Origin of the sequence: Kocuria salina (assembly GCF_013368965.1) — a bacterium.
Lineage (GTDB): Bacteria > Actinomycetota > Actinomycetes > Actinomycetales > Micrococcaceae > Kocuria > Kocuria rosea.
The window spans coordinates 12,294-38,202 of record NZ_SSSF01000005.1; the positions used below are offsets into that span (position 1 = coordinate 12,294).

Below are 25,909 nucleotides of genomic sequence, written 5' to 3' on the forward strand. Positions count from 1 at the left end.
GCGCTCACGACCCCGCGGGGAACCCGGCCCCGTCCGCGCGCAGGGCCTCCTCGACGCGCTCTGCGAACAGGGGCGCCAGGCTCCGCACGTACTCGACGGTGAGGTGGTTGTTGTCCCAGTACGTGAACACGTTGCCGATGACCGGGACGCAGGTGCCGTCCGGGCAGATGAGGTCCCCCATGTCGACCATCGTGACCCGCGGCAGCTCGGCCACCGGGGCCAGCGGGCTGTCCGGGCCCAGGATGACGTGGGAGGCGGCGCACTCGGGGGCGTCGGCCCCGTGGTCCGCGGCGCAGCGCGCGGGGACGAAGTCGAACCGGGCGTTGTCGCGCAGGCCGAGGACCTGGATGCCGCGCTCCGCCAGCCCGCGGATGCGCTGCTCCATCCCGTGGGTGAACTGCTCCTGGTCCTCGTCCGTGCTGCGGGTGCCCTGCACCAGCACCAGGTCCGGGTCCACGGCCTCCACCACGGGGTCGGCGCCCTCGAGCCAGCGCGCGCACGCCTCGTGGTCGGCCACCTGCTCCTCGGGCAGGGCGTACAGGCAGTTGCCGCGGATGTAGGTGACCACCCGCCAGTCGTTGCGCTCGGCCAGGAGCTCGACGGCGGGGATCCACTGGTGCACGTGGCTGTTGCCGATCACCAGCATCGTGGCGGCGGGCTCGGGGTTCGGGACGGTGTCGAAGCACCACTGCCGGAAGCGCTCGCCGACCCCCGTGCCGGGCGGGCAGGGCTCGCCGAGCGACGGCTTGGCGTACGGCTCCCCGGTGATCACGGGGACGGTCTCGGCGTCCGGGTCGCCCTCGTACCGGAAGCCCGGCAGCAGGGCCGCCGCCCCGGGGTTGTTGCGGTCGGCCGACGCCGCGATCTCCACCGCCCGCCGCTCCTCGGCCACCCGGGCCGCGGTCACCGGGACCGCGACCGCCGCCAGGCACACCACAATCACCGCGGCCAGCCGCAGCCGGGACCGCTCGGGCCAGGCCCAGCGCTTGAGCGGGTCCTCGACCAGCCGGGTGGCCAGCACCGCGAGCACCAGGCAGACCAGCACGATCGCGACCCCCGACCGCGGCCCGGCCATGGGCCGGTCCCGCAGCACGAGGTAGGTGACCAGCACGGGCCAGTGGATCAGGTACAGCGCGTAGGCCGAGTCCCCCAGCCGCACCAGCGGCGCCGAGGCGAGGATCCGGTCCAGCCCGAAGCGCGACCCGGACTGCCCGGCCACGATGATCGCCGCGGCCGAGAGCAGCGGCCACAGCGCGATCCACCCGGGGAACGCCCCCTGCACGTCGACCAGCACCCCCACCGAGACCATGCTCACCAGACCGGCCCAGCCCAGGACCACGCGCGCCCTGCGGCCGGGCCGCAGCCAGGGCACCGCGAGGGCCAGCAGGGACCCGAGGGCGAACTCCCACAGCCGGGTGCGGGTGTCGAAGTAGGCGAACTCCTGCTGGACGGCCGTGCTGTGCACCGACCACGCCAGGGAGGCCGCGAAGACCACCCCGAAGACGACCGCCAGCACCGGCACGGGGCTCCACCGGGTCCGCCGGGAGATCAGCCAGGCCGCGGCGAAGACCAGCGGCCACAGCAGAAACACCTGTCCCTGCACCGACAGGGACCAGAAGTGCTGGAACGGCGAGGCGGTCGAGTGGTCGGCGGCGTAGTAGTCCACCGCGTTGAGCGCCAGCGCCCAGTTCTCCGCGTAGAACACCGAGGCCAGCGCCTCGGCGCGCCACTGCCCGGCGTCGTAGCCCGGGTAGAACAGCTCCACCAGCACCAGGGTGCCCAGGATCGTGAGCACCGCCAGCGGCAGCAGCCGCTTGAACACGTGCAGCCAGTACCGCCCCAGGGCCAGCGGCCTCCCCGCCTCGAGCCTGCGCACGAAGGACAGGGTCAGGAAGAAGGCGGAGATCAGCAGGAAGATGTCCACGCCCCCGGAGACCCGCCCGAGGAACACGTGGTAGACCACCACGAGCAGCACCGCCACCGCGCGCAGGCCCTGCACCTCGGGGCGGAAGCCCGAGTACCGTCCTGCCCGCCGCCGGGCCGCGTCCCCACGGTCGGCGGTCCCGGCGGACGGTTGCGGGGCGGCGGCGTGCACGGTGGCCACGGGGGCACCTCCAGGAGGGAGCGTCCCGGACGCGGCCGCGGAGCGGCGCCGGGAGGGGGAGCGGGGGGATGCGGAGCGAGGGGGCGGGGCCGGGGGCGCCCGTCGCGACCCTATCGCACGACCGGCGCCGCGCGGGGCACCCGGCGCTCCGTCACCGGGCGGCGCCGGGGGCCGGCGGCCGGGGACGGGCGGTCGTCAGGGGCGGAGGCCGTCGGTGGCGAGGGCCTCCCGGAACCGCTCGCCGAAGACCGGGGCGGCGCTCTCGGAGTAGACCCGGCTGAGGTGGTCGTCGTCCCAGTACACGTAGACGTTGCCGACGACCGGCGGGCACCGCCCGTCCGGGCAGATCAGGTCGGTGAGGTCCAGGGTCGAGTAGAGCGGCAGCTCGCGGGCGAGCGGGAGCGCGGGATCGGGCGTGCCCACCATGGGGTGCGCGAAGGTGCACCGGGGGTCGTCCTCCCCGTTCGCCACCGCGCACTCGGCCGGCGCCTCCGGGAAGCGGGGGGTGTCGCGGATCCCGACCACGGGGATCCCGCGGTCGGTGAGCTCGCGGACCCGCTGCTCCAGCCCGGGCCGGAGGACCTCCCCCTCCAGGTCGGTGAAGGTCGACTGGACGACGACGAGGTCGGGGTCGGCGGTGCCGATCATCTGCTCGGCGCCCTCGAACCACGCCCGGCAGCTCTCCGAGCCCGGCTGGTCCTCGGCGGCGGCGTAGAAGCAGCCCGGCTGGATCCAGGTCAGCACCCGCCACCGCTCGGCCTCCGCCAGGGGCCGCAGCGCGGGGAGCCAGTGCTACAGGTGGCTGTTGCCGAGCACGAGCACCGTCCGCTCGGGGGCCTCCTGCGCCACGCTCTCGTGGCAGAAGCGGAGGAGCTCCTCCGGCAGGTCGAGGTCCTCGGGGCAGGCCTCGCCGAGGGAGGCCGGCTGCCTCGGCAGGTCCTCCGGCAGGGGCAGGGTCGGGGCGTCCGGGTCGCCGCGGAACTCGAAGCCGGGCTCGAGGACGGCGGCCCCGGGGTTGTTCCGGACGGCCTCGGCCTGGATCCGCTCGGCACGCCGGTCCTCGAGCTGCTGCCAGGCGAGCACGGGGGCTGTGACCAGGGCGAGACAGAGCACCACGACCCCGGCGAGGCGCCGCTTGTTCTGCTCGGGCCAGGCCCACTTCTTGAACCGGTCCTCGACCAGCCGGGTGGCCAGCACGGCGAGCACCAGGGAGACGACGATGATCACCACCCCCGACCGCGGCCCGGCCATGGGCCGGTCCCGCAGCACGAGGTAGGTGACCAGCACGGGCCAGTGGATCAGGTACAGCGCGTAGGCCGAGTCCCCCAGCCGCACCAGGGGCCGCGAGGCGAGGATCCGGTCCAGTCCGAACGGGGACCCGGAGCGGCCGGCCACGATGATCGCCGCGGCCGAGAGCAGCGGCCACAGCGCGATCCACCCGGGGAACGCCCCCTGCACGTCGACCAGCACCCCCACCGAGACCATGCTGAGCAGCCCGGCCCAGCCCAGGGCCACGCGCGCGGTCCGCGGCGGCCTCAGGTAGGGCAGGGCGAGGGCGAGCAGCGACCCGAGGGCGAACTCCCACAGCCGGGTGCGGGTGTCGAAGTAGGCGAACTCCTGCTGGACGGCGGTGCTGTGCACGGACCAGGTCAGGGAGGCCACGAACACGGTGCCGAACATCGCGACCAGGACGGGGACCGGCCGGAGGCTCCCCCGCCGCGTGAGCAGCCAGGCGGCGGCGAAGATCAGCGGCCACAGCAGGAACACCTGCCCCTGGACCGACAGGGACCAGAAGTGCTGGAACGGCGAGGCGGTCGAGTGGTCGGCGGCGTAGTAGTCGACGGAGCTCAGCGCGAGCGCCCAGTTCTCCGCGTAGAGCACCGAGGCCAGCGCCTCGGTGCGCCACTGCCCGGCGTCGGAGCCGGGGTAGACGGCGGCCACCAGGACGAGGGTGCCGAGGATGGTGAGCACCGCCAGCGGCAGCAGCCGCTTGAACACGTGCAGCCAGTACCGCCCCAGGGCCAGGGGCCTTCCCGCCTCGAGCTTGCGCACGAAGGACAGGGTGAGGAAGAACGCGGAGATCAGCAGGAACACGTCCACGCCCCCGGAGACCCGGCCGAGGAACACGTGGTAGACCACCACGAGCAGCACCGCGACGAACCGCAGCCCCTGCACCTCGGGGCGGAACCCCGAGTACCGGGCCACCCGCCGGGCCGTGTCCGGCTCGACGCCCCCGGGGCCGTCCGGGGAGGCGGCCCCCGGGTCCGGGCGCGGGGCGCCGGCCTGCACCGTGCTCACGAGGACACCTCCTGGAGGAGCGTGCCGGGGAGCCGGGTCTCGAGGGCCGGCGCCATCGTCCGCGCGTAGGTCCACGTGAGGTGGTGCGGGTCGAAGAAGACGTGCACGTTGCCCACCACGGGACGGCACAGTCCCTCCGGGCAGATGAGGTCGGTGAGGTCGAGCGAGGCGAAGCCGTTCCGGTCCCGCAGGGCGTCGGCCGGGTTGACGGGCGCCAGGACCTGCTCGACGGGCACGCGGCACCGGTCGGCGTCCTGGCCGTGGCGCACGGCGCACTCGTAGGGGTTGAAGTCGAACCGGGGGTTGTCCCGGAAGCCGACGACGTCGATGCCCTGGCCCGTGAGGCGGTCGACCAGCTCCGGGAACCCCCCGACGAGGGCCTCGGCGGGACCGTCCATCCGGGCCGCGTAGGTCGAGGTCGTCATGACCGCGTCCGGGGCGAGCCGCTCCACGTACTCGATCGCCGCGTCGTTGCCCTCGTGGCACGCGTCCCCCTCCGGGCGCACCGCGAAGGCGCAGCCCGGCTGCAGCACGGCGACGAGCTGCCAGTTGCGCTCCTCCGCGAGGGGGATCACCGCGCCCATGAACTGCTCCATGTGGGAGTTGCCGACCACCGCGATCGTCCGCTCGGGGTCCGGCAGGGCCGGGGTCTGGCGGCAGTACTGCTCGAGGACCTCCTGCTCGGGGGCGAACGCCCCGGAGCAGGGCTCGGGCAGCCCGACCCACTCGTCGCCCAGCGCGGAGGCGAGGGGCAGGGTGGGGGCGTCCGGGTCGCCCCGGAACTCGAAGCCCGGGTCCAGCACCGCCGCCCCGGGGTTGTTGCGGGCGGCGTCCTCCGCCAGCGCGGCCGCCCGCCGTGCGTCGGCCTGCTGCCACACCAGCACCGGCACCGCCACGAGCGCCAGGCTCACCGCCACCGACGCGGCCAGCCGCCGCTTGTCCCGCTCCGGCCACGCCCACCGCTGGAACGGGCGCTCCACCAGCTTCGTGGCGGCCACCGCCAGCAGCAGGGAGACCAGGATGATCGCGACCCCCGACCGCGGCCCGGCCACGGGCCGGTCCCGCAGCACCAGGTAGGTGATCAGCAGCGGCCAGTGCACCAGGTACAGCGCGTAGGAGGCGTCCCCGAGCCGCACCAGGGGCCGGGAGGCGAGGATCCGGTCCAGGCCGAGGGGCGAGCCGGACTGCCCGGCCACGATGATCGCCGCCGCCGAGAGCAGCGGCCACAGGGCGATCCAGCCGGGGAAGGCGCCCTGCACGTCGATCAGCACCCCGACCGAGACCATGCTGAGCATCCCGGCCCAGCCCAGCACCACCCGCGCCGCCCGCGGCGGGTGCAGGTACGGCACCGCGAGGGCCAGCAGGGACCCGAGGGCGAACTCCCACAGCCGGGCCCGGGTGTCGAAGTAGGCGAACGCCTGGTCCGTGGCGGTCGTGTGCACCGACCAGGCGAGGGAGGCCGCGAGGACCAGCCCGAAGAGCACCGCCAGCACCGGCACCGGCCGCCGCCGCCCGCCCCGGCACACGAGCCACGCCGCCCCGAACACCAGCGGCCACAGCAGGAACACCTGGCCCTGCACCGACAGGGACCAGAAGTGCTGGAACGGGGACGCCGTGGAGTCGTCGGCGGCGTAGTAGTCCACCTCGGCCAGCGCCAGCGCCCAGTTCTCCACGTAGAGGACCGAGGCCAGCGCCTCCGTGCGCACCCGGTCGATCCGCGCCTCCGGGAAGAACCACCACGCCAGCAGCAGGGTGCCCAGGATCGTGAGCACCGCCAGCGGCAGCAGCCGCTTGAACACGTGCAGCCAGTACCGCCCCAGCGCCAGCGGCCTCCCCGCCTCGAGCTTGCGCACGAAGGACAGGGTCAGGAAGAACGCCGAGATCAGCAGGAAGATGTCCACTCCCCCGGACACCCGGTCCAGGAACACGTGGTAGACCACCACGAGCAGCACCGCGACGAAGCGCAGCCCCTGCACCTCCGGACGGAACCCGGCGTACCGGGCCACCCGCCGGGCCGTGTCCGGCTCGACGCCGGTGGGCGTGCTCTGCGCACCGAGGGTCGTCATGGGCATCTCCTGGGAACACCGTGCCGCCGGGGGCGCGGCAGTGGTCGTGCGGACCCCCGCACTCTACCGGAGGCGCCGGGGCGGCCCCCGGAGACGGCGACGGACCCGCCCCACCGGTGGTGGGACGGGTCCGCGGGGCGGGCCGGCTCGGCGCCGGCCGTCAGTGCCGGCCGTCAGTGCTGGTGGCCGTGGCCGTGCCCCTCGTCCTCGGCGGGCTTGTCCGTCACGAGCGTCTCGGTGGTCAGCACGAGCGCCGCGATGGACGCGGCGTTCTGCAACGCCGAGCGGGTGACCTTGACGGGGTCGATGATGCCGGCGCCGACCATCTCGACGTACTCGCCGGTGGCGGCGTCGTAGCCGTGCCCGGCCTCGAGCTCGGCGACGCGGGAGGCGACCACGGCCCCGTCCTGACCGGCGTTCTGGGCGATCCAGTACAGCGGCTGCCGCAGCGCGCGGCGGACGATGCCGAGCGCGGTCGCGGCGTCCCCGGTGAGCCCGAGGTCGGACTCGTCGAGGACCTTCGCGGCCTGCACGAGGGCGGTGCCGCCGCCGGCGACGATGCCCTCCTCGAGGGCCGCGCGGGTCGCGGAGACGGCGTCCTCGATGCGGTGCTTGCGCTCCTTGGCCTCGACCTCGGTGGCGGCGCCGACCTTGATCACGGAGACCCCGCCGGCCAGGCGGGCGAGCCGCTCCTGGAGCTTCTCGCGGTCCCACTCGGAGTCGGTGCGCTCCACCTCGGCGCGGATCGTGGCGACCCGGTCCTGGATCTCGGCCGGGGTGCCCCCGCCGTCGACCAGGGTGGTGGTGTTCTTGGTGACCGTGACGCGCCGGGCGGTGCCCAGCTGCTCCAGGGTGACCTGGTCGAGGCTGATGCCCAGCTCGCTGGTGATGAGCTGGCCGCCGGTGAGGACGGCGAGGTCCTGCATGATCGCCTTGCGGCGGTCGCCGAAGCCGGGGGCCTTGAGGGCCACGACGTCGAGGGTGCCGCGCAGCCGGTTGACCACGAGGGTGGACAGGGCCTCGCCCTCGACGTCCTCCGCGATGATGGTCAGCGGCTTCTTGGCCTGGAGGACCTTCTCCAGCACGGGCATGAGCTCGGGCACCGAGGAGATCTTGCCCTGGTACAGCAGCACCAGGGAGTTCTCCATGACCGCTTCCTGGCGCTCGGCGTCGGTCACGAAGGACGGGGACAGGTAGCCCTTGTCGAACTGCATGCCCTCGGTGACGTCGAGCTCCACCTCGGTGCTCGAGCCGTCCTCGATCGTGATGACGCCGTCCTTGCCGACGGTCTCGAAGGCCCGGGCGATGAGCTCGCCGATCGCCGGGTCCTGCGCGGAGATGGTCGCCACGTGGGCGACGTTGGTGCCCTCCACCGGGCGGGCGTTCTCGAGCAGGCGCTCGGAGACGGCCTCGACGGCCTTCTCGATGCCGCGCTTGAGGCTCAGCGGGTCGGCGCCGGCGGCCACGTTGCGCAGGCCCTCCTTGACGAGCGCCTGGGCGAGCACGGTGGCGGTGGTGGTGCCGTCGCCGGCGACGTCGTTGGTCTTGGTCGCCACCTCCTTGGCGAGCTGGGCACCGAGGTTCTCGTACGGGTCGTCGAGCTCGACCTCGCGGGCGATGGTCACGCCGTCGTTGGTGATCGTGGGGGCGCCCCACTTCTTGTCGAGCACCACGTTGCGCCCGCGCGGGCCGAGGGTGACCTTGACGGTGTCGGCGAGCTTGTTGACGCCGTTCTCGAGGGATTTGCGGGCGGCGTCGTCGAACGCCAGCTGCTTGGCCATGGGCGAAGAGCTCCTTCTGGGGTGGCTGGGGTCGCCAGCGGGTTTCGGGGTCTGGATCGGCGAAGGGTGCCCGCCGCGGGCCCGCCGGAACAGCGGGGCGTGCGGCGGGCACCCTTCGTCAGGACTGCGCGGTCTGCGCCGGGTCGGTGCGGCCCGGTCTACTTGACGACGACGGCGAGCACGTCGCGGGCCGGGAGGACCAGGTACTCCTCGCCGTTGTACTTGACCTCGGTGCCGCCGTACTTCGAGAAGATCACGACGTCGCCCTCCTGGACGTCGACCGGGATGCGGTTGCCGGAGTCGTCGACACGACCGGGGCCGACCGCCAGGACCTTGCCCTCCTGGGGCTTCTCCTTGGCGGTGTCCGGGATGACGAGACCGGACGCGGTGGTCTGCTCAGCGGCGAGCGGCTGGACGACGATGCGATCCTCGAGAGGCTTGATGGAGACCGACACGATCTCTCCTTGTCTGTAGGGGTGGAAAACGGTGGGCGACCGCGGGCGGAGCCCGCCGTCGAGCTTCGGGCCGATCGGCGCACCGACCGTCGTCGCGGTGCCGGTCGATCGCCTGGCCCTTAGCACCCTCACCCGGAGAGTGCCAAGGCCAACTGTAGGAGCGGGCTGGCAGTCGGTCAAGGCGAGTGCCAGCGCGCCGACCCCCGCGGGAACGTCCGGCGGGAATTAGGTCACGCCCGTGTTCGCCAATGATTTGCCTCACGCCCGCCCGACCCTCTAGGTTGAGCGGTAAGGCAACCCTTACCTCGGCCGAGCAGCGGTGCCCTCCTCGACGTCCCGGCGCATCCGTGCGCAGGTCCGTCGCGCCCATCGGATCCCGCCGGCGTCCGCCACCCCGGAGCACGCCGGCGTCCTCTGCACGAAGGAAGACCATGAACCGCACCCAGCACCCGGCTGCCCTCCTGGCCGTCGCCGGTGTCCTCGCCCTCACCGCCTGCGGCACGGCCCAGGGCGACGAGGCCGCCTCCGCGGAGTCGTCCGCCCCCTCCGCCGCCACGGTCGAGGTCGAGGACAACTACGGCACGCAGACGGTCGAGGCCCCGCCGGCGTCCGTCGTCGCCACCGACAACCGCACCTTCGAGACGCTCGCCGAGTGGGGCGTCGAACTGGCGGCGGCCCCGCGCGCCCTCATGCCGGACACCATCGCCTACGCCGACGACGAGTCCGTCGTCGACCTCGGCAACCACCGCGAGCCCGACCTCGAGGCCGTCGTCGCCGCGGACCCCGACCTCATCGTCAACGGCCAGCGCTTCGCCGACTACCGCGAGGACTTCGCCGACCTGGTGCCGGAGGCCACCATCGTCGAGCTCGACCCGCGGGAGGACGAGCCCTTCGACGAGGAGCTGAAGCGGCAGACCTCCGTCCTGGGCCAGGTCTTCGACCGCGAGGACGAGGCCGAGCAGATCAACGGCGACTTCGACGCGGCGATGCAGCGCGTCGTCGACGGCTACCGGCCCGGCGACACGGTCATGGCCGTCACCGTCTCCGGCGGCGAGATCGGCTTCATCGCCCCGGGCAACGGACGCACCCTGGGCCCGCTGTTCGAGATCTTCGACTTCGCACCGGCCCTCGAGGTCGAGGGCGCCAGCGACGACCACCAGGGCGACGACATCTCCGTGGAGGCGATCGCCGACTCGAACCCCGACTGGATCCTCGTGCTGGACCGCGACGCCGCGATCTCCGCCGAGGACCCGGAGTACACCCCGGCGCAGGAGGTCATCGAGAACGCCGCGGCCCTGCAGAACGTCACCGCGGTGCAGGAGGGCCAGGTCGTCTACATGCCCCGGGACACCTACACCAACGAGGGCATCCAGACCTACACCGAGTTCTTCGACACCCTGGCCGACGCCATGGGCGCGCAGGACTGACCCATCGTCCGGACGGCGGTGGCGGGGTCCGCCCCACCACCGCCGTCCGCCGGGCACGAGGCCGGAGGAAGGACTGACCCCATGTCGACGATCGTGTCGAGACCCCCCGCGGCGAGCAAGGGCTCGCTGTTCGACTGGAAGCTGCTGCTCGGTGCGCTCGGCGTCCTCGCGCTGCTGGCCGCGTCCCTCCTCACGGGGGTCTACGACGTCTTCGGTGCCGAGGACGGCGACGAGATGTTCGCGATCACGCGGATCCCCCGCACCATCGCCCTGGTGCTGGCCGGCGCCGCCATGTCCATGTCCGGCCTGGTGATGCAGCTGCTCACGCAGAACCGCTTCGTGGAGCCCACCACCACGGGCACCACCGAGTGGGCGGGGCTCGGGCTGCTGCTCGTCGTGCTCCTGGTGCCCACCGCCACGGTCCTCACCCGGATGCTCGGCGCCGTGACCGCGGCCTTCATCGGGACCATGGTCTTCTTCCTCTTCCTGCGCCGCGTCTCCCTGCGCTCCTCCCTCATCGTGCCCATCGTCGGCATCATGCTGGGCGCGGTGGTCGGGTCCGTCTCGACGTTCCTGGCGCTGCAGACGGACATGCTGCAGAACCTCGGCGTCTGGTTCGCCGGCAGCTTCACCTCGGTGCTGCGCGGTCAGTACGAGGTGCTGTGGATCGTGCTCCTGGTCGGGATCGCGGTGTTCCTCGTGGCGGACCGGCTCACCGTCGCCGGGCTCGGCGAGGACGTCGCCACCAATGTCGGGCTGAACTACCACCGCACCGTCCTGCTCGGGACCGGGCTGATCGCGGTGGCCACCGGCGTCGTCACCGTCGTCGTCGGCAACCTGCCCTTCCTGGGCCTCATCGTGCCGAACATCGTCTCGATGGTCCGCGGCGACGACCTGCGCAGCAACCTGCCGTGGGTGTGCCTGCTCGGCATCGCCATCGTGACGCTGTGCGACCTCATCGGAAGGATCATCATCATGCCGTTCGAGATCCCCGTGTCCGTGATCCTCGGGATCGTCGGCGCCGTGGTGTTCGTCTGCCTGCTCCTGAGGCAGCGTCGTCGTGTCTGAGGCCGTGCTCAGCACTCCCGCACCCGCACCGGCCGCGGCGCCGGCGGCCCCCGCCGCACGGGGCCGCGCCGGGGCCTTCCCCACCCCGCGGGCCCGGCGGCGGTACTGGACGGTCGTCGCCGTGCTGGCCCTCGCCTCCGCGGGCTTCGCCTTCGGCCTGCTGGCCTGGGACAACCCGATGCCGGTCGGCTCGGACGGCTTCTGGCGGATCGCGGACCGCCGGGTGACGAGCGTGGTCATCATGGCGGTCGTGGCCTTCTGCCAGGCGATCGCGACCGTGAGCTTCCAGACGGCCACGAACAACCGGATCATCACCCCCTCGATCATGGGCTTCGAGTCCCTCTACGTGGCGATCCAGACGTCCACGGTGTACTTCCTGGGCGCCGCGGGGATCCTCGTCCTGCAGGGCGTGCCGCAGTTCCTGCTGCAGGTGGCCCTCATGGTCGCGCTCTCCCTCGCGCTCTACGGCTGGCTGCTCTCCGGCCGGTACGGGAACCTGCAGGTGATGCTGCTCGTGGGCATCATCATCGGCGGGGGCCTCGGCTCCGTCTCGACCTTCATGCAGCGTCTGCTGTCCCCCAGCGAGTTCGACGTGCTCTCCGCCCGGCTGTTCGGCTCCGTGACGAACGCCCAGGCCGACTACCTGCCGGTGGCCGTCCCGCTGTGCCTGCTGGCCGGCGGCGCCCTGTGGCTGAGGTCCTCGCGCCTGAACGTGGTCGCCCTCGGACGGGACGTGAGCCTGAACCTCGGCCTGCGGCACCGCGCCGAGATCATGGGCACCCTCTTCCTCGTCTCCGTCCTGATGGCCGTCTCCACCGCCCTGGTGGGCCCCATGACGTTCCTCGGCTTCCTGGTGGCGACGCTCGCCTACCAGTTCGCCGACACGTACGACCACCGCCACCTCTTCCCCGTGGCGGTCCTCACCGGGTTCCTCGTCCTGACGGGCGCCTACTTCGTCCTGAACCACGTCTTCTACGCCCAGGGCGTCGTCTCGATCATCATCGAGCTCGTCGGCGGCTCCGTCTTCCTCTACGTCATCCTCCGAAAGGGCCGGCTGTGATCACCCTGACCAACGTGCGCAAGGACTACGGCGGTGAGGTCACGGTCGGACCCGTCGACCTCGAGATCCCGTCGGCCGGCATGACCGCCCTGGTCGGCCCCAACGGGGCGGGCAAGTCCACGCTGCTGACGATGATCGGACGCCTGCTCGGCCTCGACGACGGCAGCATCGACATCGCCGGCTACGACGTGGCCCGGACCCGGTCCAAGGACCTCGCCCGGATCGTCTCCGTCCTGCGCCAGGAGAACCACTACATCACCCGGCTCACCGTGCGGCAGCTGGTGGGCTTCGGCCGCTTCCCCCACAGCCGCGGCCGGCTCACCGCCGTGGACGACGAGATCATCGGCAGGTACATCGACTTCCTCGGCCTGGCGCCGCTGGAGCACCGCTATCTCGACCAGCTGTCGGGCGGCCAGCGCCAGCGCGCGTACGTCGCCATGGTCCTCGCCCAGGAGACCGACCACGTGCTGCTGGACGAGCCCCTCAACAACCTCGACATGCGGCACGCCGTGTCGATGATGCAGCACCTGCGGCGGGCCTGCGACGAGATGGGGCGCACCATCGTCATCGTGCTCCACGACATCAACTTCGCCAGCCACTACGCGGACCGGATCTGCGCCGTCAAGGACGGCCGGGTCGCCGAGTTCGGCGAGCCGCACGAGATCATGGACGGCGCGGTCCTCACCCGGGTCTTCGAGACCCCGGTGACCGTCATCGACGGCCCCCGGGGCCGTCTCGCCGCGTTCTACTGACCGGTGCCCGCCCGGACGGGCGGGGGCGGATAGGGTGGACCGATGCAGAACGAGGCGACCGACATCGCACCCCTGCTCACCGCCGAGGGGAGTCGCCTGCTGGAGGCCGTGGGCCCCTACGACGCCGACGACGCCCTGGGGGCCGCGACCCGCCTGCGCGCCGCGGGGCACGATCCCCGGCTCGTCTCCGCGGTGCTCACCCAGGCCCGGCTCCGCGCCAGGGCGCGGGAGAAGTTCGGCGACTTCGCCGACCGCATGCTCTTCACCCGGGCCGGCCTCGAGCAGGCCACCCGGCTGCGGGTGGCCGCCCTGCACGCCCGGCGCTTCGCCGACGCGGACCTGGTGCACGTGGCCGACCTCGGCTGCGGCATCGGCGCGGACGCGCTCGCGCTGGCCTCCCTGGACCGCCGGGTCACCGCCGTGGAGCTCGACGAGACCACGGCCGCGGTGGCCACGCTCAACCTCCTCCCCTTCCCCGAGGCCACGGTGCTGCAGGCCGACGTCGAGCGGCTGGACCTCACTACCCTGCCCGGCGGACCGCCGGACGGGGTGTGGCTGGACCCGGCCCGGCGCACCACGTCGTCGTCGGGCACCCGCCGGATCTTCGACCCCGAGGCGTTCTCCCCGCCCCTGTCCTTCGTCGAGGCGCTGGCCGGGCGCGGACTGCCCGTCGGGGTGAAGCTAGGGCCGGGCATCCCGCACGAGGCGGTCCCCGCCGGGTGCGAGGCGCAGTGGGTCTCCGACCGGGGCGACGTGGTCGAGGCCGTGCTGTGGTTCAACGCGGTGGCCCGCCCCGGCGTGCGGCGGGCGGCGCTCGTGCTCTCCGAGCACGGGTCCGCGGAGCTCACCAGCCCCGAGGACCACGACCCCGCCCACGCCGACGCCGTGGTCGGCCCCGTGGGCGCGTACCTCTACGAACCGGACGGCGCGGTGATCCGGGCGGGGCTCGTCACGGACCTCGCCCGGCAGCTGGGCGCGCGGCTGATCCACCCCCGGATCGCCTACCTCACCTCCGACGAGCTCGTGCGCACCCCGCTGGCCCGGGCGTACCGCGTGCGGGAGGTGCTGCCGCACACCGTCAAGGTGCTCAAGCGGTGGGTCCGGGAGCACGAGGTCGGCACGCTCGAGATCAAGAAGCGCGGCACGGACGTCACCCCGGAGGAGCTGCGCCGCCGGCTCGCGCCGAAGGGCCCCGGACGGGCCACGCTCGTGGTCACCCGGACGGCTCCGGGCCCCGGCCCGGAGGGCCCCGGGCGGGGCGGCGCGGGCCCCGCGGAGCAGCGCGTCGTGATCGTCGTGGAAACCGTAGACTGATGGCTCCGCGGGCCGACCGGCCCGCCCCAGAGCACGGAGGACCTGCCGCGTGGAGATCTCGTTCGCCCGCTCCCACCAGTCGACGCTGGGCGTCGAGTGGGAGATCGCCCTCGTGGACGGCACCACCGGGGATCTCGTCCCCCGGGGCCGGGAGACGTTCGAGGCCGTCCTGGACGCCCACCCCGCCTGGGGCACGGACGGCGACCACCCGCACCTGACCGGGGAGTTCCTGCTCAACACCGTCGAGCTGGTCACCGGGGTGTGCCGGGACGTCGCCCACTCCACCGAGCAGCTGTCCACCATGCTGGACGAGATCCGCAAGGTCACCGACCCGCAGGGCCTCGAGGTCTTCGCCGCCGGCACCCACCCGTTCGCCCGCTGGCAGGACCAGCAGGTCACCGACAAGCAGCGCTACCACAAGCTCGTGGACCGCACCCAGTACTGGGGCCGGCAGATGGTCATCTACGGGGTGCACGTGCACGTGGGCCTCGACTCCCGGGCGAAGGCGCTGCCCGTGCTCGACGGGCTGCTGACCTACTACCCGCACCTGCTGGCGCTGTCCGCGAACTCGCCCTTCTGGGCGGGCGAGGACACCGGCTACGCGTCCCAGCGCTCCATGATCTTCCAGCAGCTGTCCACGGCGGGGCTGCCGTACCACTTCCCGTCCTGGGACGCCTACGAGCAGTGCATCACGGACATGATCGCCACCGGCATCATCGAGGAGATGAGCGAGGCCCGCTGGGACGTGCGCCCCGTGCCCCGGCTGGGCACCGACGAGGTGCGCTTCTGCGACGGGCTCTCGACCCTGTGGGAGGTCGGGGCGCTCACGGCGCTCACCCAGTGCCTCGCGGAGTCCATCTCCCGGGATGTGGAGGCGGGCCGGCCCCCCGCCCGCCTGAAGCCCTGGCACATCCAGGAGAACAAGTGGCGCGCCGCCCGCTACGGCCTCGACGCCGAGGTCATCACCGACCCGCGCAACGTCGAGCGGGACCTGCGCACGGACCTGACCGCGCTGCTCGACCGGCTGGAGCCCGTGGCCGCGCAGCTGGGTTGCTCCCGGGAGCTCGCCGACGTGGAGCGGATCCTGGAGCAGGGCGCCGGCTACCAGCGCCAGCGCGCGGTCGCCCGGGCCCACGACGGGGACCTGCACGCCGTCGCCCTCGACATCGTCCGCCGCACCCGGGAGAACGACTGACCCGCCCGCCCGGCACGCCCCGCTGGACGCGGGGACCTGTTCGTCCCTAGGTTGCAGGCATGACGAACACGACCGGCACCGGCCCGGACCCCTCCGCCCGCCACGCCCCGCAGGACCACGGGGTGCTGCAGCTCGGCGCCCTGCACCCCCTGCTGGAGGAGGCGCTGGCCGCCGAGTTCTCCGCCCTGCGCCTGCCCGAGGACCCCGCCGAGCAGGACCGCTTCCTCGAGCGGCACGCCGGCGACGTCAGGGTGGCGGTCGGCTCCGGGCGCACCGGCGTGGGCGCGGACCTGATGCGGCGGCTGCCCCGGCTCGAGGCCGTCGTCCACTTCGGCGTGGGCTACGACGGCACGGACGCCGCCGGGGCCGCCGCGCGCGGCATCGTGATGAGCAACACCCCCGACGTCCTGACCGACGCCGTGGCGGACACCGCGCTGGCCCTCTACCTGGACGTGCTGCGCCGCTTCTCCGCGGCGGACCGCTACGTCCGGCGCGGGCAGTGGGAGAGCACGGGGAACTTCCCGCTGGGCCGGCACGCCTCCGGACGGCGGGTGGGCGTGCTGGGCCTCGGCAGGATCGGCCGGGCGGTCGCCGTCCGGCTGGAGGCGCTGGGCTGCGAGATCCACTACCACAACCGGCGCCCGGCCACCGGCAGCGGGTACGCCTACCACGGGTCCGCGGCGGAGCTGGCGGCCGCCGTCGACGTGCTCGTGGTCGCCGTCCCCGGCGGCCCGGACTCCGCCGGGACGGTCGGCGCGGAGGTGCTGGACGCCCTCGGCCCGGACGGGTTCCTCGTCAACGTCGCCCGCGGCTCGGTCGTCGACGAGCGGGCCCTGGTGGCGGCGCTGCAGGAGGGCCGGCTCGGCGGGGCCGGCCTGGACGTCTTCGCCGACGAGCCCCGGGTGCCGGCCGCCCTGCGCGAGCTCGACACGGTGGTGCTCCTGCCGCACGTGGGCAGCGCGACCGTGGAGACCCGGCGGGAGATGGCCGAGCTCACCCTGCGCAACCTCCGCAGCTGGCTGGCCGACGGCACCCTGGTCACCCCCGTGCCGTGAGCGGCCCCGGCCGGCTCAGACGGAGACGGTGGTGACCGGCAGCGACGAGTCGGCGGCGAAGTCCAGCCCGGAGGGCGCACGGCCCTCGGCCACGACCCGGGCGGCCAGCGCGGCGACCATCGCCCCGTTGTCCGTGCACAGCGGCAGCCGGGGGATCACCAGCTCGATCCCGTGCGCGGCGCAGCGCTCGGCGGTGAGCTCGCGCAGCCGGGAGTTCGCGGCCACTCCCCCGCCGAGCAGCAGCGTCCCGAGCCCCTGCTCCGTGCACGCGAGCACGGCCTTGCGGGTGACCACGTCGGCCACCGACTCCTGGAAGGACGCCGCGACGTCGGCGACCGGCACCGGCTCGCCCCGCGCCTCGTAGCCCTCGACGACCCGGGCCACGGCGGTCTTGAGCCCGGAGAAGGAGAAGTCGTAGCGGTGCGGGCCGGGCCGCTCGGCGGAGCCCATGTACTTGCCCGCGCTCAGCCCGCGGGGCAGGCGGAAGGCGGTGGGGTCCCCGTCCCGGGCGGCGGCGTCGATGGCCGGGCCGCCGGGGTAGTCGAGGCCCAGGACGCGGGCCACCTTGTCGTAGGCCTCACCGGCCGCGTCGTCGATCGTGGCCCCGAGCAGGCGCACGTCCCGGGAGAGGTCCTCGACGGCGAGGATCTCGGTGTGCCCCCCGGAGACCAGCAGCGCCCCGAGGCCGGGCGGCAGCCCGTCGTCGAAGTCGCCCTGGAAGCCTTCGACCCCGGAGTCCTCGAGCAGGCCCACGCTGACGTGCGCCACGAGGTGGTTGATCGCGTAGAGGGGCTTGCCCGTGGCCACGGCGAGGGCCTTCGCGGCGGCCGTGCCCACCATCAGGGCCCCGGCCAGGCCGGGTCCGGAGGTCACCGCGAGCGCGTCGAGGTCCGCCAGGCCCACGCCCGCCCGGTCCAGGGCCTCGCGCAGGGCGGGGACGATCGCGTCGAGGTGGGCGCGGGAGGCGATCTCGGGGATCACGCCGCCGAAGCGCACGTGCTCGTCCATCGAGGAGGACACCACGTTGGCGAGCAGGGTGCGTCCCCGGACGATGCCCACGCCGGTCTCGTCGCACGAAGACTCGATGCCCAGCACGAGGGGTCCGTCGGTCATGGGGTCTCCTCCGTCGGGGCGGCCGGGGTGTCGGTGGCGGCCGGGGTGTCGGTTCCGGTGAGGTCGAGGCGCATGATCAGCGCGTCGGCGCCGTCCCGGTAGTAGCGGGGGCGGGTGTGGATCTGTTCGTAGCCGAAGCGGCGGTAGAGCTGCTGGGCGCGCGGGTTGTCGGCGCGGACCTCGAGCAGCACCTCGGTGGCCCCGAGCTCCCGGGCCTGCGCGTGCAGGGCGCGAAGCAGGGCGGAGCCGATCCCGCGGCCCTCGTGCTCGGGGACCACCGCGATGGTCTGCACGTCGCCCACGGGGCGGAGGCACATGAGCCCCGCGTAGCCGACGATCACGCCGTCCTGCTCGGCGACCCAATACCAGCACACGGGCTGGGCGAGCTCCGCGAAGAACATCTCGAGCGGCCAGGCGTCGACCGGGAAGAGCCGCCGCTCGAGCGCGTGCACCGCCGCGACGTCCGCGGGGACCATCCGGCGCAGCGTCCAGGAGCCGGGGGCGGGGCTCACGCGCCCGCCCGCTTCCGGGGGCCGGGGACCTTCGCGTCGGACTCGCGCAGGTACAGGGGGGTCGTGTCCGGGGACAGCGCCTCCCCGCGGGCCGTGCGGCGCGCGGCGGCGAGGCCCAGGGACGACGCCGTGGGCTGCGCCGCGGCGAACTCCGGCACGGGCCGGGCCAGCCGGTCCGCGTAGATCCCCGCCCCGCGGCCGTAGGCGGGCAGCTCCGGGAGCTGCTCGGCGGCGGCCACGCCCGGGCCCCCGGTGCGCCGCGGGCCGTCCTCGGCCGCGGCGAAGCGGGCCCAGTAGACCTCCCGGCGCCGGGCATCGGTGAGCACGAGGAACTCCTCGTGCCCGGCCGCCCGGGCGGGGCCGGCCGCGTCCTGGGCGAGGGCCTCGAGGCTCATGAGACCGTGCAGCGGCACGTCCCACGCGAAGGCCAGCGCCCGCGCCGTCGCTATCCCCGCGCGCAGGCCGGTGAAGGGCCCGGGGCCGGTGCCGACGAGGACCCCGTCGAGGTCGGCGCCGGTGACGCCGCGGTCGGCCAGCAGGTCGCGGACCGCGGGGGCCAGGACCTCGGCGTGGGAGCGGGTGTCCGGGCTCGCGTAGGAGCCGAGGACCTCGCCCGCACCGGTGACGAGGGCGGCGGAGGCGACGGCGGAGGAGTCCAGGCACAGGAGGAGCACCCGACCAGTGTAGTGCCCGCCCCCGGGGGCGCCTCCCGGCTCAGTCGAGCCGCGGGGGCCCGTCCGCCCAGCGCGGGCCGATCCCCGTGAGGGTGATGCGGCGGGGCTCGTCGTCCTCGTCCGGGTCCTCGTCCCCGGCCGCGCCGGGGACGAGGGGGTCGGTACCCACGGCGCGCTCCAGCACGATCTCGAGGCGGGAGTCGGCCAGGTGCTCGACCTTCCCGGCCCCCCACTCGACCACGGTGACGGCGGTGTCGGCCGTGTCCTCCAGGTCGATGTCGTCGACCTCCGCCGCGGAGCCCAGCCGGTAGGCGTCGACGTGCACCAGGTCCGGGCCGCCGGGCCGGGGACCGTCCGGGACGTTGGGGTGCCGGCGGACCAGCACGAACGTGGGCGAGATGATCCCCGCGCGCACCCCCAGGCCCCGGCCCAGCCCCTGGGTGAACGTGGTCTTGCCCGCGCCGAGCTCGCCGGTGAGGACCAGCAGGTCCCCGGCGCGCAGCTGGGCGCCCAGCCGCTCGGCCAGGGCCTGGGTGCGCCCGGGCCCGTCCACGGTCACGGTCCGGGTCCACTCGCTCATGCCTGCTCCTCCGCCGCGCCCGCCGGGCCCTCCGCGGCGTGCAGGTGCACCCGGGGCACGCGGGGCGAGACGCGGGTGACGATCTCGTAGTTGATGGTGCCGGCGGCGTCCGCCCACGCGCTCGCCGAGGGGTTCTCCCCCGCCCCGAACAGCACGGCCTCCGCCCCGAGCAGCCCGTGCTCGGGGGCGGAGCGTCCCGGCGCGCCGAGGTCGACCACGATCTGGTCCATCGCGACCCGGCCGACCTCCGGGTAGGTGCGACCCTGGATCCGCACGGGTCCGCCGGTGCCGGAGCGCGGGACGCCGTCCGCGTAGCCGAGCGGGACGAGCGCCAGGGTGGTGGGGCGGTCGGTGACGTAGCTCAGCCCGTAGGAGACGCCCTGGCCCGCCGGCACCTCCTTGACCGCGCTGACCGTGCTCCGCAGCGTCATGGCGGGCACGAGACCGAGCTGCTCCGGGGTGCGGTCCGCGAACGGGGAGAGCCCGTAGAGGGACACCCCCACCCGGACCATGTCCAGGAGCATGTCCCCGGGGCGCTCGAGCCCGGCGGCGGAGAGGAGACCGGGCGAGTTCGCCGCGTGCCGCAGCCCGGGCCGGAGCCCGGCGGCCCGCGCCGTGGCCACGGCCGCGCGGAAGCGCTCGAGCTGCTCCCGGGTCTCGGGCCGGGACGGCTCGTCGGCGACGGCGAGGTGGGTGAAGACGCCGACCACCCGCACGAGCCCCTCGGTCTCGGCCTGCGCGGCGGCCCGCACGAGCTCGGGCCAGAGGGCCTCCGGCGCGCCGTTGCGGCCCAGGCCGGTGTCGATCTTGAGGTGGATCCGGGCGGTGGTCCCGAGCGCGCGGGCGGCCGCGGCGATCGGGGCGAGCTCCCAGCCGCTGACGCCCAGCTCGACGTCGGCGGCGAGCGCCGCCCGGAAGTCGGTGTCGACGGTGTGCAGCCACGCGAGCACGGGCGCCCCGATCCCCGCGGCGCGCAGGGCGAGGGCCTCGCCGACGTGGGCGACGCCCAGGGCGTGGGCGCCGGCCTCGAGTGCCGCCCGGGCCACGGGCACCGCACCGTGGCCGTAGGCGTCGGCCTTGACCACGGCCATGAGCCGGGCGGGGGCGGCGAGGTCACGGAGCCGGCGCACGTTGGCGCGGACGGCGGCGAGGTCGACCACGGCGCTGCGCTCGCAGCGGGGCGGAGGGGGGAGGGAGGATCCGGACGGGGCGGCCGGGACGGGGTCTGGACGGTTCACGGCTCCCATTGTGGCACCGCCGCCCCCGGGCCCGGACCGGGGCCCCGGGCCCGGCGGCTAGAGTTGAGCCGTGTCCGCCGCGCCCCGCCACGTCCTGCTGATCAGCCTGCACACCTGTCCCCTCGAGCAACCGGGGTCGGGGGATGCGGGCGGGATGAACGTCTACGTGCGCCACCTCGCCGAGGCCCTCGTGGACGCCGGCCACACCGTGGACATGGCCACCCTCGACCGGGGCCGCGGCGCCCCGGCCGTCGCCGGCGTGCGGCGCACCCGCATCCGCGAGGGGCTGCGGCTGCTCACCGTCTCGCTGCCGGGTGCCGCCGGGGCGAGCAAGGAGGACCTGCCCGGGTTCACCGCGGCCTTCGCGGAGGTGCTCCGCGCGGAGGCCGACCGGCCCGACGTCGTGCACGCCCACTACTGGCTCTCCGGTGCCGCGGGCCGGGAGCTCGCCGACGGCTGGGGCGTCCCCCTCGTCCTGACCCTGCACACCACGGCGCTCGGGAAGAACCTGCGCGCCCGGACCGGGGAGGGCCTCGAGCCGGCCTCCCGCGCCGAGGCCGAGGCCGGGCTGATCGCCCGGGCCGAGGCCACGGTGGTGAACACCCGGACCGAGGCGCTGCAGATGATCGAGCTCTACGACGCCGACGCGGGGCGCCTGACCGTGATCACCCCCGGAGTCGACCTCTCGGCCTTCTCCCCGGACCCCGCCCCCGGCGAGCCGCGCCGCGCCGACGAGCCGCCCCCCGGCTCGCCGGGGCGCCCGCTGCGGATCCTGTTCGCCGGGCGCCTGCAGGCGCTCAAGGGCCCGCACGTCCTCGTCGACGCGCTCGCGCGGATCCGGCGGACCGACCCGGGCCTGCCCGTGGAGCTGGACGTCGTGGGGGTCGGCACCCGGGGCTTCACGGCCGCGCTCCGGGAGCGCGTGCGGGAGCTGGGGCTGGAGGACGTCGTGCGCTTCGGTCCCGCCCTGCCGGCCCCGCAGCTCGCCGCCCGGATGCGCCGGGCCGACGTCGTGGCCGTCCCCTCCTCCTCCGAGACGTTCGGCCTCGTGGCCCTGGAGGCGCAGGCCTGCGGCACGCCGGTGCTCGCCACGGACGTGGACGGGCTGCGCACCGCGGTGCTCGACGGGCTCACCGGCCGGCTCGTGCCCGACCGCGACCCCGGCTCGTGGGCGCGGGCCGTGGTCGAGCTCGCCGGCGACCCGGCCGCCCTGATGCGCATGGGCCGGGCCGCCGCCCGGCGCGCCGAGGGCCACTCCTGGGACCGCACCGCCCTGGCCACCGCGGAGGTCTACGCCCGGGTCCGCGCCCGGGCGGGGGTACGCGACGGTAGCGGCCGGCGCCTGAATACACTCGAACGGTGACGACCTCCCCCCTCTCCCCCGCAGACCTCGCCCGCCACCTCGACGACCACCGCATCACCGGAGCGGTGGCGACCTCCCGGGAGGCGAACCTGCGCAACGTCCAGGGCTTCCTCGACGGCGACCAGCACCAGCACATGGGCGTGGTGCGCACCCGGGACTGGAGCTTCGACGACGTGTTCGCGCTGATGCGCGACCGCGTCGGCATCTCCCCCGACCGGGCCCACGCCGAGGGCCAGGACACGATCTCCGCGGAGCTGGCCGTCGCCGGGCTGGAGCGCTACGCGCGGGTCCTCGGCGAGGTGGTCGCCGCCGGCGGGCGCGTGCTCTTCGCCACCGGCCACCCGGCCGGCCTGTTCCCGGTCTACGCGCAGCTGGCCCGGGTGGCCCGCCGCGCCGGGGCGCACGTGGTGCAGGTCCCGGACGGCTTCCCGTTCGAGGACGGCGACGTCCGGCAGATCGAGAGCGTCGTGATGGTCGAGCAGTACGGCGGGCTGCGGCACACCCACTTCCCCGGGCCGATGTCCCTGACCCTGGAGAAGCTGCGCCGGGACGGGCAGAACCCGCCCGACCTCGTGGTCGCCGACCACGGCCTCGCCGGGGCGGCCGGGTCCCGGGGGCTGCGGACCATCGCGGTCGCCGACTGCAACGACCCGGGCGTGTTCGTGGCGGAGGCGCAGGGCCAGGTCGAGGTCGCCGTGCCGCTCGACGACAACCTCCCGCCGCGCGTCTACGAACCGGTCACGGCGTTCGTGCTCCACCGCGCCGGCCTGGCCGACTACCTCTGAGCCCCCGGAGCACGGGACCCCCGCACCGGCAACGGTGCGGGGGTCCCGTGCTCCGGGGGCGGCGGGCTCAGCGCTCGCGGTCGCCGCGGATGAAGGCCTCCAGGTCCGCCCTGGCCACGTCGTCGGGCAGCTGCAGGTGCGGGGACTTCATGAAGTACGCCGACGCGGAGGTCAGCGGGCCCCCGATCCCGCGGTCCGCCCCGATCTTCGCGGCCCGGATCGCGTCGATGATCACCCCGGCCGAGTTCGGGGAGTCCCACACCTCCAGCTTGTACTCCAGGGAGATCGGGGCGTTGCCGAAGCCGTGGCCCTCCAGGCGCACGAAGGCGAACTTCCGGTCCTCCAGCCACGGCACGTGGTCCGAGGGCCCGATGTGCACGTCCTTGGTGCCGAACTCCTTCTCCACGTTGGAGGTCACCGCCTGGGTCTTGGAGATCTTCTTCGACTCCAGCCGGGTGCGCTCGAGCATGTTCATGAAGTCCATGTTCCCGCCCACGTTGAGCTGATACGTCCGGTCCAGCACGTAGCCGCGGTCCTCGAACAGCTTCGCCAGCACCCGGTGGGTGATCGTCGCCCCGATCTGGGACTTGATGTCGTCGCCCACGATCGGCACTCCGGCGTCGGTGAACTTCTGTGCCCACTCGTCGGTGGAGGCGATGAACACGGGCAGCGCGTTGACGAAGGCCACCCCGGCGTCGATCGCGGCCTGGGCGTAGAACCGGTCGGCCTCCTCCGAGCCCACCGGCAGGTAGGACACCAGCACGTCCACCTGCGCCTCGCGCAGGGCGGCGGCCACGTCCACCGGGGGCGCAGCCGACTCCTGGACCATCTCCCGGTAGTAGGATCCGAGTCCGTCCAGGGTGGGCCCGCGCTGGACGGTGACCCCGGTGTGCGGGACGTCGGCGAAGACCAGGGTGTTGTTCTCCCCGGCGCCGATCGCCTCGGAGAGGTCGTACCCGACCTTGGCGGCGTCGACGTCGAAGGCGGCCACGAACTCGATGTCGGACACGTGGTAGTCGCCGAAGACCACGTGCATCAGCCCCGGCACGGTGGCGGCCGGGTCGGCGTCGGCGTAGAAGTGCACGCCCTGGATCAGTGAGGAGGCGCAGTTGCCGACACCGGCGACGGCCACGCGAATGGGATGGTGGGACACGGGACTCCTTTGTCTGGTCGTCTGGGTCCCGTCCCCGGCGCCCGGCCGGGCAGGACCCAGCGCTCCAGTCTAGTGCCCGCCGCGGGCGGGTTCGGCCCCGGGGCCGGCCGGCGGGCTCACAGCGCACTGAGCAGCAGGCCGAGGGCCAGCACGAGGAACAGCACGCCGGCGGCGAGCTCCACGGCCGCCCCGTGCCGCCGGAAGCCCGCGGCCAGCCGCTCGACCGAGCCGACCCACGCGACGGCGGTGAACCAGGCGAGGCCCACGGCCACGAGCAGCGCGAAGACCAGGGCCGCCTCCCACCACAGCGCGCCCACGGGGACCACGTTGGCGAACAGCGCCACGAAGAAGATGATGGCCTTCGCGTTCGAGAGGTTCGTCACGAGTCCGAGCACGAAGGCCCGGCCGGGGGTGACGGAGCGCCCCGGCGGGGCCTGCGGCTCCCCCGGGACGCTGCCGAGCCCTCCGCCCGCCGCGCTCGGCACCCGGTCCGGCACGGCCCGGGCGACGAGACCCGCCCGGATCCCGCTCACGCCCAGCCAGCCGAGGAACAGCGCCCCGGCCACCTGGATCAGTCGCTGGAGCGTGTCCGCCTGGCCGATCAGGACGGTCACCCCGGTGAGGGAGAGCGTGATCCACACGAGGTTGCCGGTCATCACCCCCACCGCGGTGAGCACGCCGGCCGCCCGGGAGCCCAGCGACGCGTTGCGCAGGATCACCAGGACGTCCGGACCGGGGGCGACGATCCCTGCGATCCACAGCCCGAGCAGGGCGAGGTACTGCGAGGCCTCCACGGCTACCGGGCCCCGCCGCTCACGCGGTCTTGGAGTCGCGGGCGCCCGCCCAGATGTTGATGTCGGAGTCCGTGGCCAGCCGGTCGATCGACTCCAGCTCCTCCGGGGTGAAGGAGAGGTGGTGCACGGCGCCCACGCTGTCCTCGAGCTGCTGCGGCGAGGACGCGCCGACGAGCGCGGTGGTGACCTGGCCGTCCGCCTGCTCGCGCAGCACCCACGCGATCGCCATCTGGGCCAGGCTCTGCCCGCGGGCGGCGGCGATCTCGTGCAGACCGCGGACCTTCTCCAGGGTCGTGCCGGTCAGCCACTCCGGGTTCAGGGACTTCTCCGCGGCGGCCCGGGAGCCCTCCGGGACGCCGTCCAGGTACCGGTCCGTGAGCATGCCCTGGGCCAGGGGGGAGAACACGATCGAGCCCATCCCCGCCTCCGTCAGGGCGCCCAGCAGGGAGGTCCCCGACGGTCCGGGGGACTCGATCCACCGGTTGAGCATCGAGTAGGACGGCTGGTGGATCAGCAGCGGCGTGCCCAGCTCCCGCATGATCTGCTGGGCGCGCAGGGTCAGCTCGGCGTTGTAGGAGGAGATCCCCACGTACAGGGCCCGCCCGGAGCGCACGATGTGGTCGAGGGCCCGCATCGTCTCCTCGAGCGGGGTGTCCGGGTCCGGGCGGTGGTGGTAGAAGATGTCCACGTGGTCCAGGCCCATCCGCTGCAGGGACTGGTCCAGGGAGGACACGAGGTACTTCCGGGAGCCGCCGAAGTGGTACGGGCCCGGGCCCATGGTCCAGCCGGCCTTGGAGGAGATCACGAGCTCGTCCCGGTACGGCGCGAGGTCCTGCGCCAGGATCCGCCCGAAGTTCAGCTCCGCGGCGCCGGCCGGCGGGCCGTAGTTGTTGGCGAGGTCGAAGTGGGTCACGCCGAGGTCGAAGGCCCGGCGCAGCGTGGCGCGCTGGGTGGCGAGCGGCTTGTCGTCGCCGAAGTTGTGCCACAGCCCGAGCGAGATCACGGGCAGCTTCAGCCCGGAGTCGCCCACGCGGCGGAAGGGCATGGTCTCGTAGCGGTCGTCGGCCGGGAGGTAGGGGACGTCGGGTCCGTAGGTGCGCACGGGGGCCTTTCGAGGGTCGG

The 25,909-nt window shown here is 74.1% G+C and carries 22 protein-coding genes and 1 pseudogene; 9 read left to right on the forward strand and 14 right to left on the reverse strand.

The features are described 5' to 3' along the window. Window positions 1–4 precede the first annotated feature (4 nt). The 6 genes and pseudogenes from E7Z53_RS10920 to groES all read right to left on the reverse strand — a co-directional run bounded on the left by E7Z53_RS10920 (window position 5) and on the right by groES (window position 8,704). Window positions 5–2,104 (reverse strand): acyltransferase family protein, encoded by a 2,100-nt coding sequence (locus E7Z53_RS10920; RefSeq protein WP_369597976.1) that lies wholly within the window; start codon window positions 2,102–2,104, stop codon window positions 5–7. Between the two features lie 195 nt (window positions 2,105–2,299). Then, window positions 2,300–2,884: pseudogene (locus tag E7Z53_RS20350) on the reverse strand (SGNH hydrolase domain-containing protein); the annotation flags it as partial. A gap of 12 nt (window positions 2,885–2,896) precedes the next feature. Then, window positions 2,897–4,402 carry an acyltransferase family protein gene (locus E7Z53_RS10925; RefSeq protein ID WP_369597977.1) on the reverse strand — a complete coding sequence of 502 codons (1,506 nt, stop codon included), beginning with the start codon at window positions 4,400–4,402 and terminating at the stop codon, window positions 2,897–2,899. After that, window positions 4,399–6,468, reverse strand: coding sequence for an acyltransferase family protein (locus tag E7Z53_RS10930; RefSeq protein ID WP_109222025.1), 2,070 nt, complete (start codon window positions 6,466–6,468; stop codon window positions 4,399–4,401). Before E7Z53_RS10930 ends, E7Z53_RS10925 begins: the two co-directional genes overlap by 4 nt. A gap of 173 nt (window positions 6,469–6,641) precedes the next feature. After that, on the reverse strand, window positions 6,642–8,249 hold the full coding sequence (groL, locus tag E7Z53_RS10935) for a chaperonin GroEL (RefSeq protein ID WP_035924783.1): 1,608 nt from the start codon (window positions 8,247–8,249) through the stop codon (window positions 6,642–6,644). A gap of 158 nt (window positions 8,250–8,407) precedes the next feature. Then, the gene (groES, locus tag E7Z53_RS10940; RefSeq protein ID WP_017834525.1) at window positions 8,408–8,704 is read right to left on the reverse strand and encodes a co-chaperone GroES; all 297 of its coding nucleotides are present in this window, start codon (window positions 8,702–8,704) and stop codon (window positions 8,408–8,410) included. A 431-nt stretch (window positions 8,705–9,135) separates the two neighbouring features. On the opposite strand from groES, the gene E7Z53_RS10945 reads away from it, so the two are divergent. The 7 genes from E7Z53_RS10945 to E7Z53_RS10975 all read left to right on the forward strand — a co-directional run bounded on the left by E7Z53_RS10945 (window position 9,136) and on the right by E7Z53_RS10975 (window position 16,575). Then, entirely contained in the window at window positions 9,136–10,131 is a 996-nt protein-coding gene (locus E7Z53_RS10945; protein WP_095650567.1) for a siderophore ABC transporter substrate-binding protein, read from the forward strand. A gap of 81 nt (window positions 10,132–10,212) precedes the next feature. Continuing rightward, complete coding sequence (locus E7Z53_RS10950) at window positions 10,213–11,199, forward strand: ABC transporter permease (RefSeq protein WP_035924791.1); 987 nt, start codon at window positions 10,213–10,215, stop codon at window positions 11,197–11,199. Further along, on the forward strand, window positions 11,192–12,259 hold the full coding sequence (locus E7Z53_RS10955; protein WP_017834522.1) for an iron chelate uptake ABC transporter family permease subunit: 1,068 nt from the start codon (window positions 11,192–11,194) through the stop codon (window positions 12,257–12,259). The genes E7Z53_RS10950 and E7Z53_RS10955 overlap by 8 nt, the downstream gene beginning before the upstream one ends. Continuing rightward, window positions 12,256–13,011 carry an iron ABC transporter ATP-binding protein gene (locus tag E7Z53_RS10960; protein ID WP_017834521.1) on the forward strand — a complete coding sequence of 252 codons (756 nt, stop codon included), beginning with the start codon at window positions 12,256–12,258 and terminating at the stop codon, window positions 13,009–13,011. Before E7Z53_RS10955 ends, E7Z53_RS10960 begins: the two co-directional genes overlap by 4 nt. Before the next feature lie 42 nt (window positions 13,012–13,053). Then, window positions 13,054–14,325 carry a class I SAM-dependent methyltransferase gene (locus tag E7Z53_RS10965; protein WP_176337761.1) on the forward strand — a complete coding sequence of 424 codons (1,272 nt, stop codon included), beginning with the start codon at window positions 13,054–13,056 and terminating at the stop codon, window positions 14,323–14,325. A 49-nt stretch (window positions 14,326–14,374) separates the two neighbouring features. Further along, window positions 14,375–15,520 carry a glutamate--cysteine ligase gene (locus tag E7Z53_RS10970; protein ID WP_035924797.1) on the forward strand — a complete coding sequence of 382 codons (1,146 nt, stop codon included), beginning with the start codon at window positions 14,375–14,377 and terminating at the stop codon, window positions 15,518–15,520. A gap of 59 nt (window positions 15,521–15,579) precedes the next feature. After that, on the forward strand, window positions 15,580–16,575 hold the full coding sequence (locus E7Z53_RS10975; RefSeq protein ID WP_095650568.1) for a 2-hydroxyacid dehydrogenase: 996 nt from the start codon (window positions 15,580–15,582) through the stop codon (window positions 16,573–16,575). A 15-nt stretch (window positions 16,576–16,590) separates the two neighbouring features. On the opposite strand, the gene tsaD is transcribed toward E7Z53_RS10975, so the two are convergent. From tsaD to alr, 5 genes are read right to left on the reverse strand one after another with little or no spacing between them, the layout of a single operon-like run. Further along, window positions 16,591–17,688: a tRNA (adenosine(37)-N6)-threonylcarbamoyltransferase complex transferase subunit TsaD gene (tsaD, locus tag E7Z53_RS10980; RefSeq protein WP_109268105.1), complete on the reverse strand. Its 1,098-nt coding sequence runs from the start codon at window positions 17,686–17,688 to the stop codon at window positions 16,591–16,593. Further along, window positions 17,685–18,164, reverse strand: coding sequence for a ribosomal protein S18-alanine N-acetyltransferase (gene rimI / locus E7Z53_RS10985; protein ID WP_109268253.1), 480 nt, complete (start codon window positions 18,162–18,164; stop codon window positions 17,685–17,687). Before rimI ends, tsaD begins: the two co-directional genes overlap by 4 nt. 32 nt (window positions 18,165–18,196) lie before the next feature. Further along, window positions 18,197–18,874 (reverse strand): tRNA (adenosine(37)-N6)-threonylcarbamoyltransferase complex dimerization subunit type 1 TsaB, encoded by a 678-nt coding sequence (gene tsaB, locus E7Z53_RS10990; protein ID WP_176337762.1) that lies wholly within the window; start codon window positions 18,872–18,874, stop codon window positions 18,197–18,199. Window positions 18,875–18,914: 40 nt separating this feature from the next. After that, entirely contained in the window at window positions 18,915–19,454 is a 540-nt protein-coding gene (gene tsaE / locus E7Z53_RS10995; protein ID WP_017833346.1) for a tRNA (adenosine(37)-N6)-threonylcarbamoyltransferase complex ATPase subunit type 1 TsaE, read from the reverse strand. Beyond that, window positions 19,451–20,692 carry an alanine racemase gene (alr, locus tag E7Z53_RS11000; protein WP_369597978.1) on the reverse strand — a complete coding sequence of 414 codons (1,242 nt, stop codon included), beginning with the start codon at window positions 20,690–20,692 and terminating at the stop codon, window positions 19,451–19,453. The genes tsaE and alr overlap by 4 nt, the downstream gene beginning before the upstream one ends. A 70-nt stretch (window positions 20,693–20,762) precedes the next feature. On the opposite strand from alr, the gene E7Z53_RS11005 reads away from it, so the two are divergent. Next, on the forward strand, window positions 20,763–22,055 hold the full coding sequence (locus tag E7Z53_RS11005; RefSeq protein ID WP_368826638.1) for a glycosyltransferase: 1,293 nt from the start codon (window positions 20,763–20,765) through the stop codon (window positions 22,053–22,055). Then, window positions 22,052–22,840 (forward strand): phosphatase, encoded by a 789-nt coding sequence (locus E7Z53_RS11010; RefSeq protein ID WP_176337764.1) that lies wholly within the window; start codon window positions 22,052–22,054, stop codon window positions 22,838–22,840. The genes E7Z53_RS11005 and E7Z53_RS11010 overlap by 4 nt, the downstream gene beginning before the upstream one ends. Window positions 22,841–22,907: 67 nt before the next feature. On the opposite strand, the gene E7Z53_RS11015 is transcribed toward E7Z53_RS11010, so the two are convergent. From E7Z53_RS11015 to E7Z53_RS11025, 3 genes are all read right to left on the reverse strand, one after another. Further along, window positions 22,908–23,993, reverse strand: coding sequence for an inositol-3-phosphate synthase (locus E7Z53_RS11015; protein ID WP_176337765.1), 1,086 nt, complete (start codon window positions 23,991–23,993; stop codon window positions 22,908–22,910). A 116-nt stretch (window positions 23,994–24,109) separates the two neighbouring features. After that, window positions 24,110–24,787, reverse strand: coding sequence for a LysE family translocator (locus E7Z53_RS11020; RefSeq protein ID WP_176337766.1), 678 nt, complete (start codon window positions 24,785–24,787; stop codon window positions 24,110–24,112). A gap of 19 nt (window positions 24,788–24,806) precedes the next feature. Further along, entirely contained in the window at window positions 24,807–25,832 is a 1,026-nt protein-coding gene (locus tag E7Z53_RS11025) for an aldo/keto reductase (RefSeq protein WP_052132817.1), read from the reverse strand. Window positions 25,833–25,909: the final 77 nt, after the last annotated feature.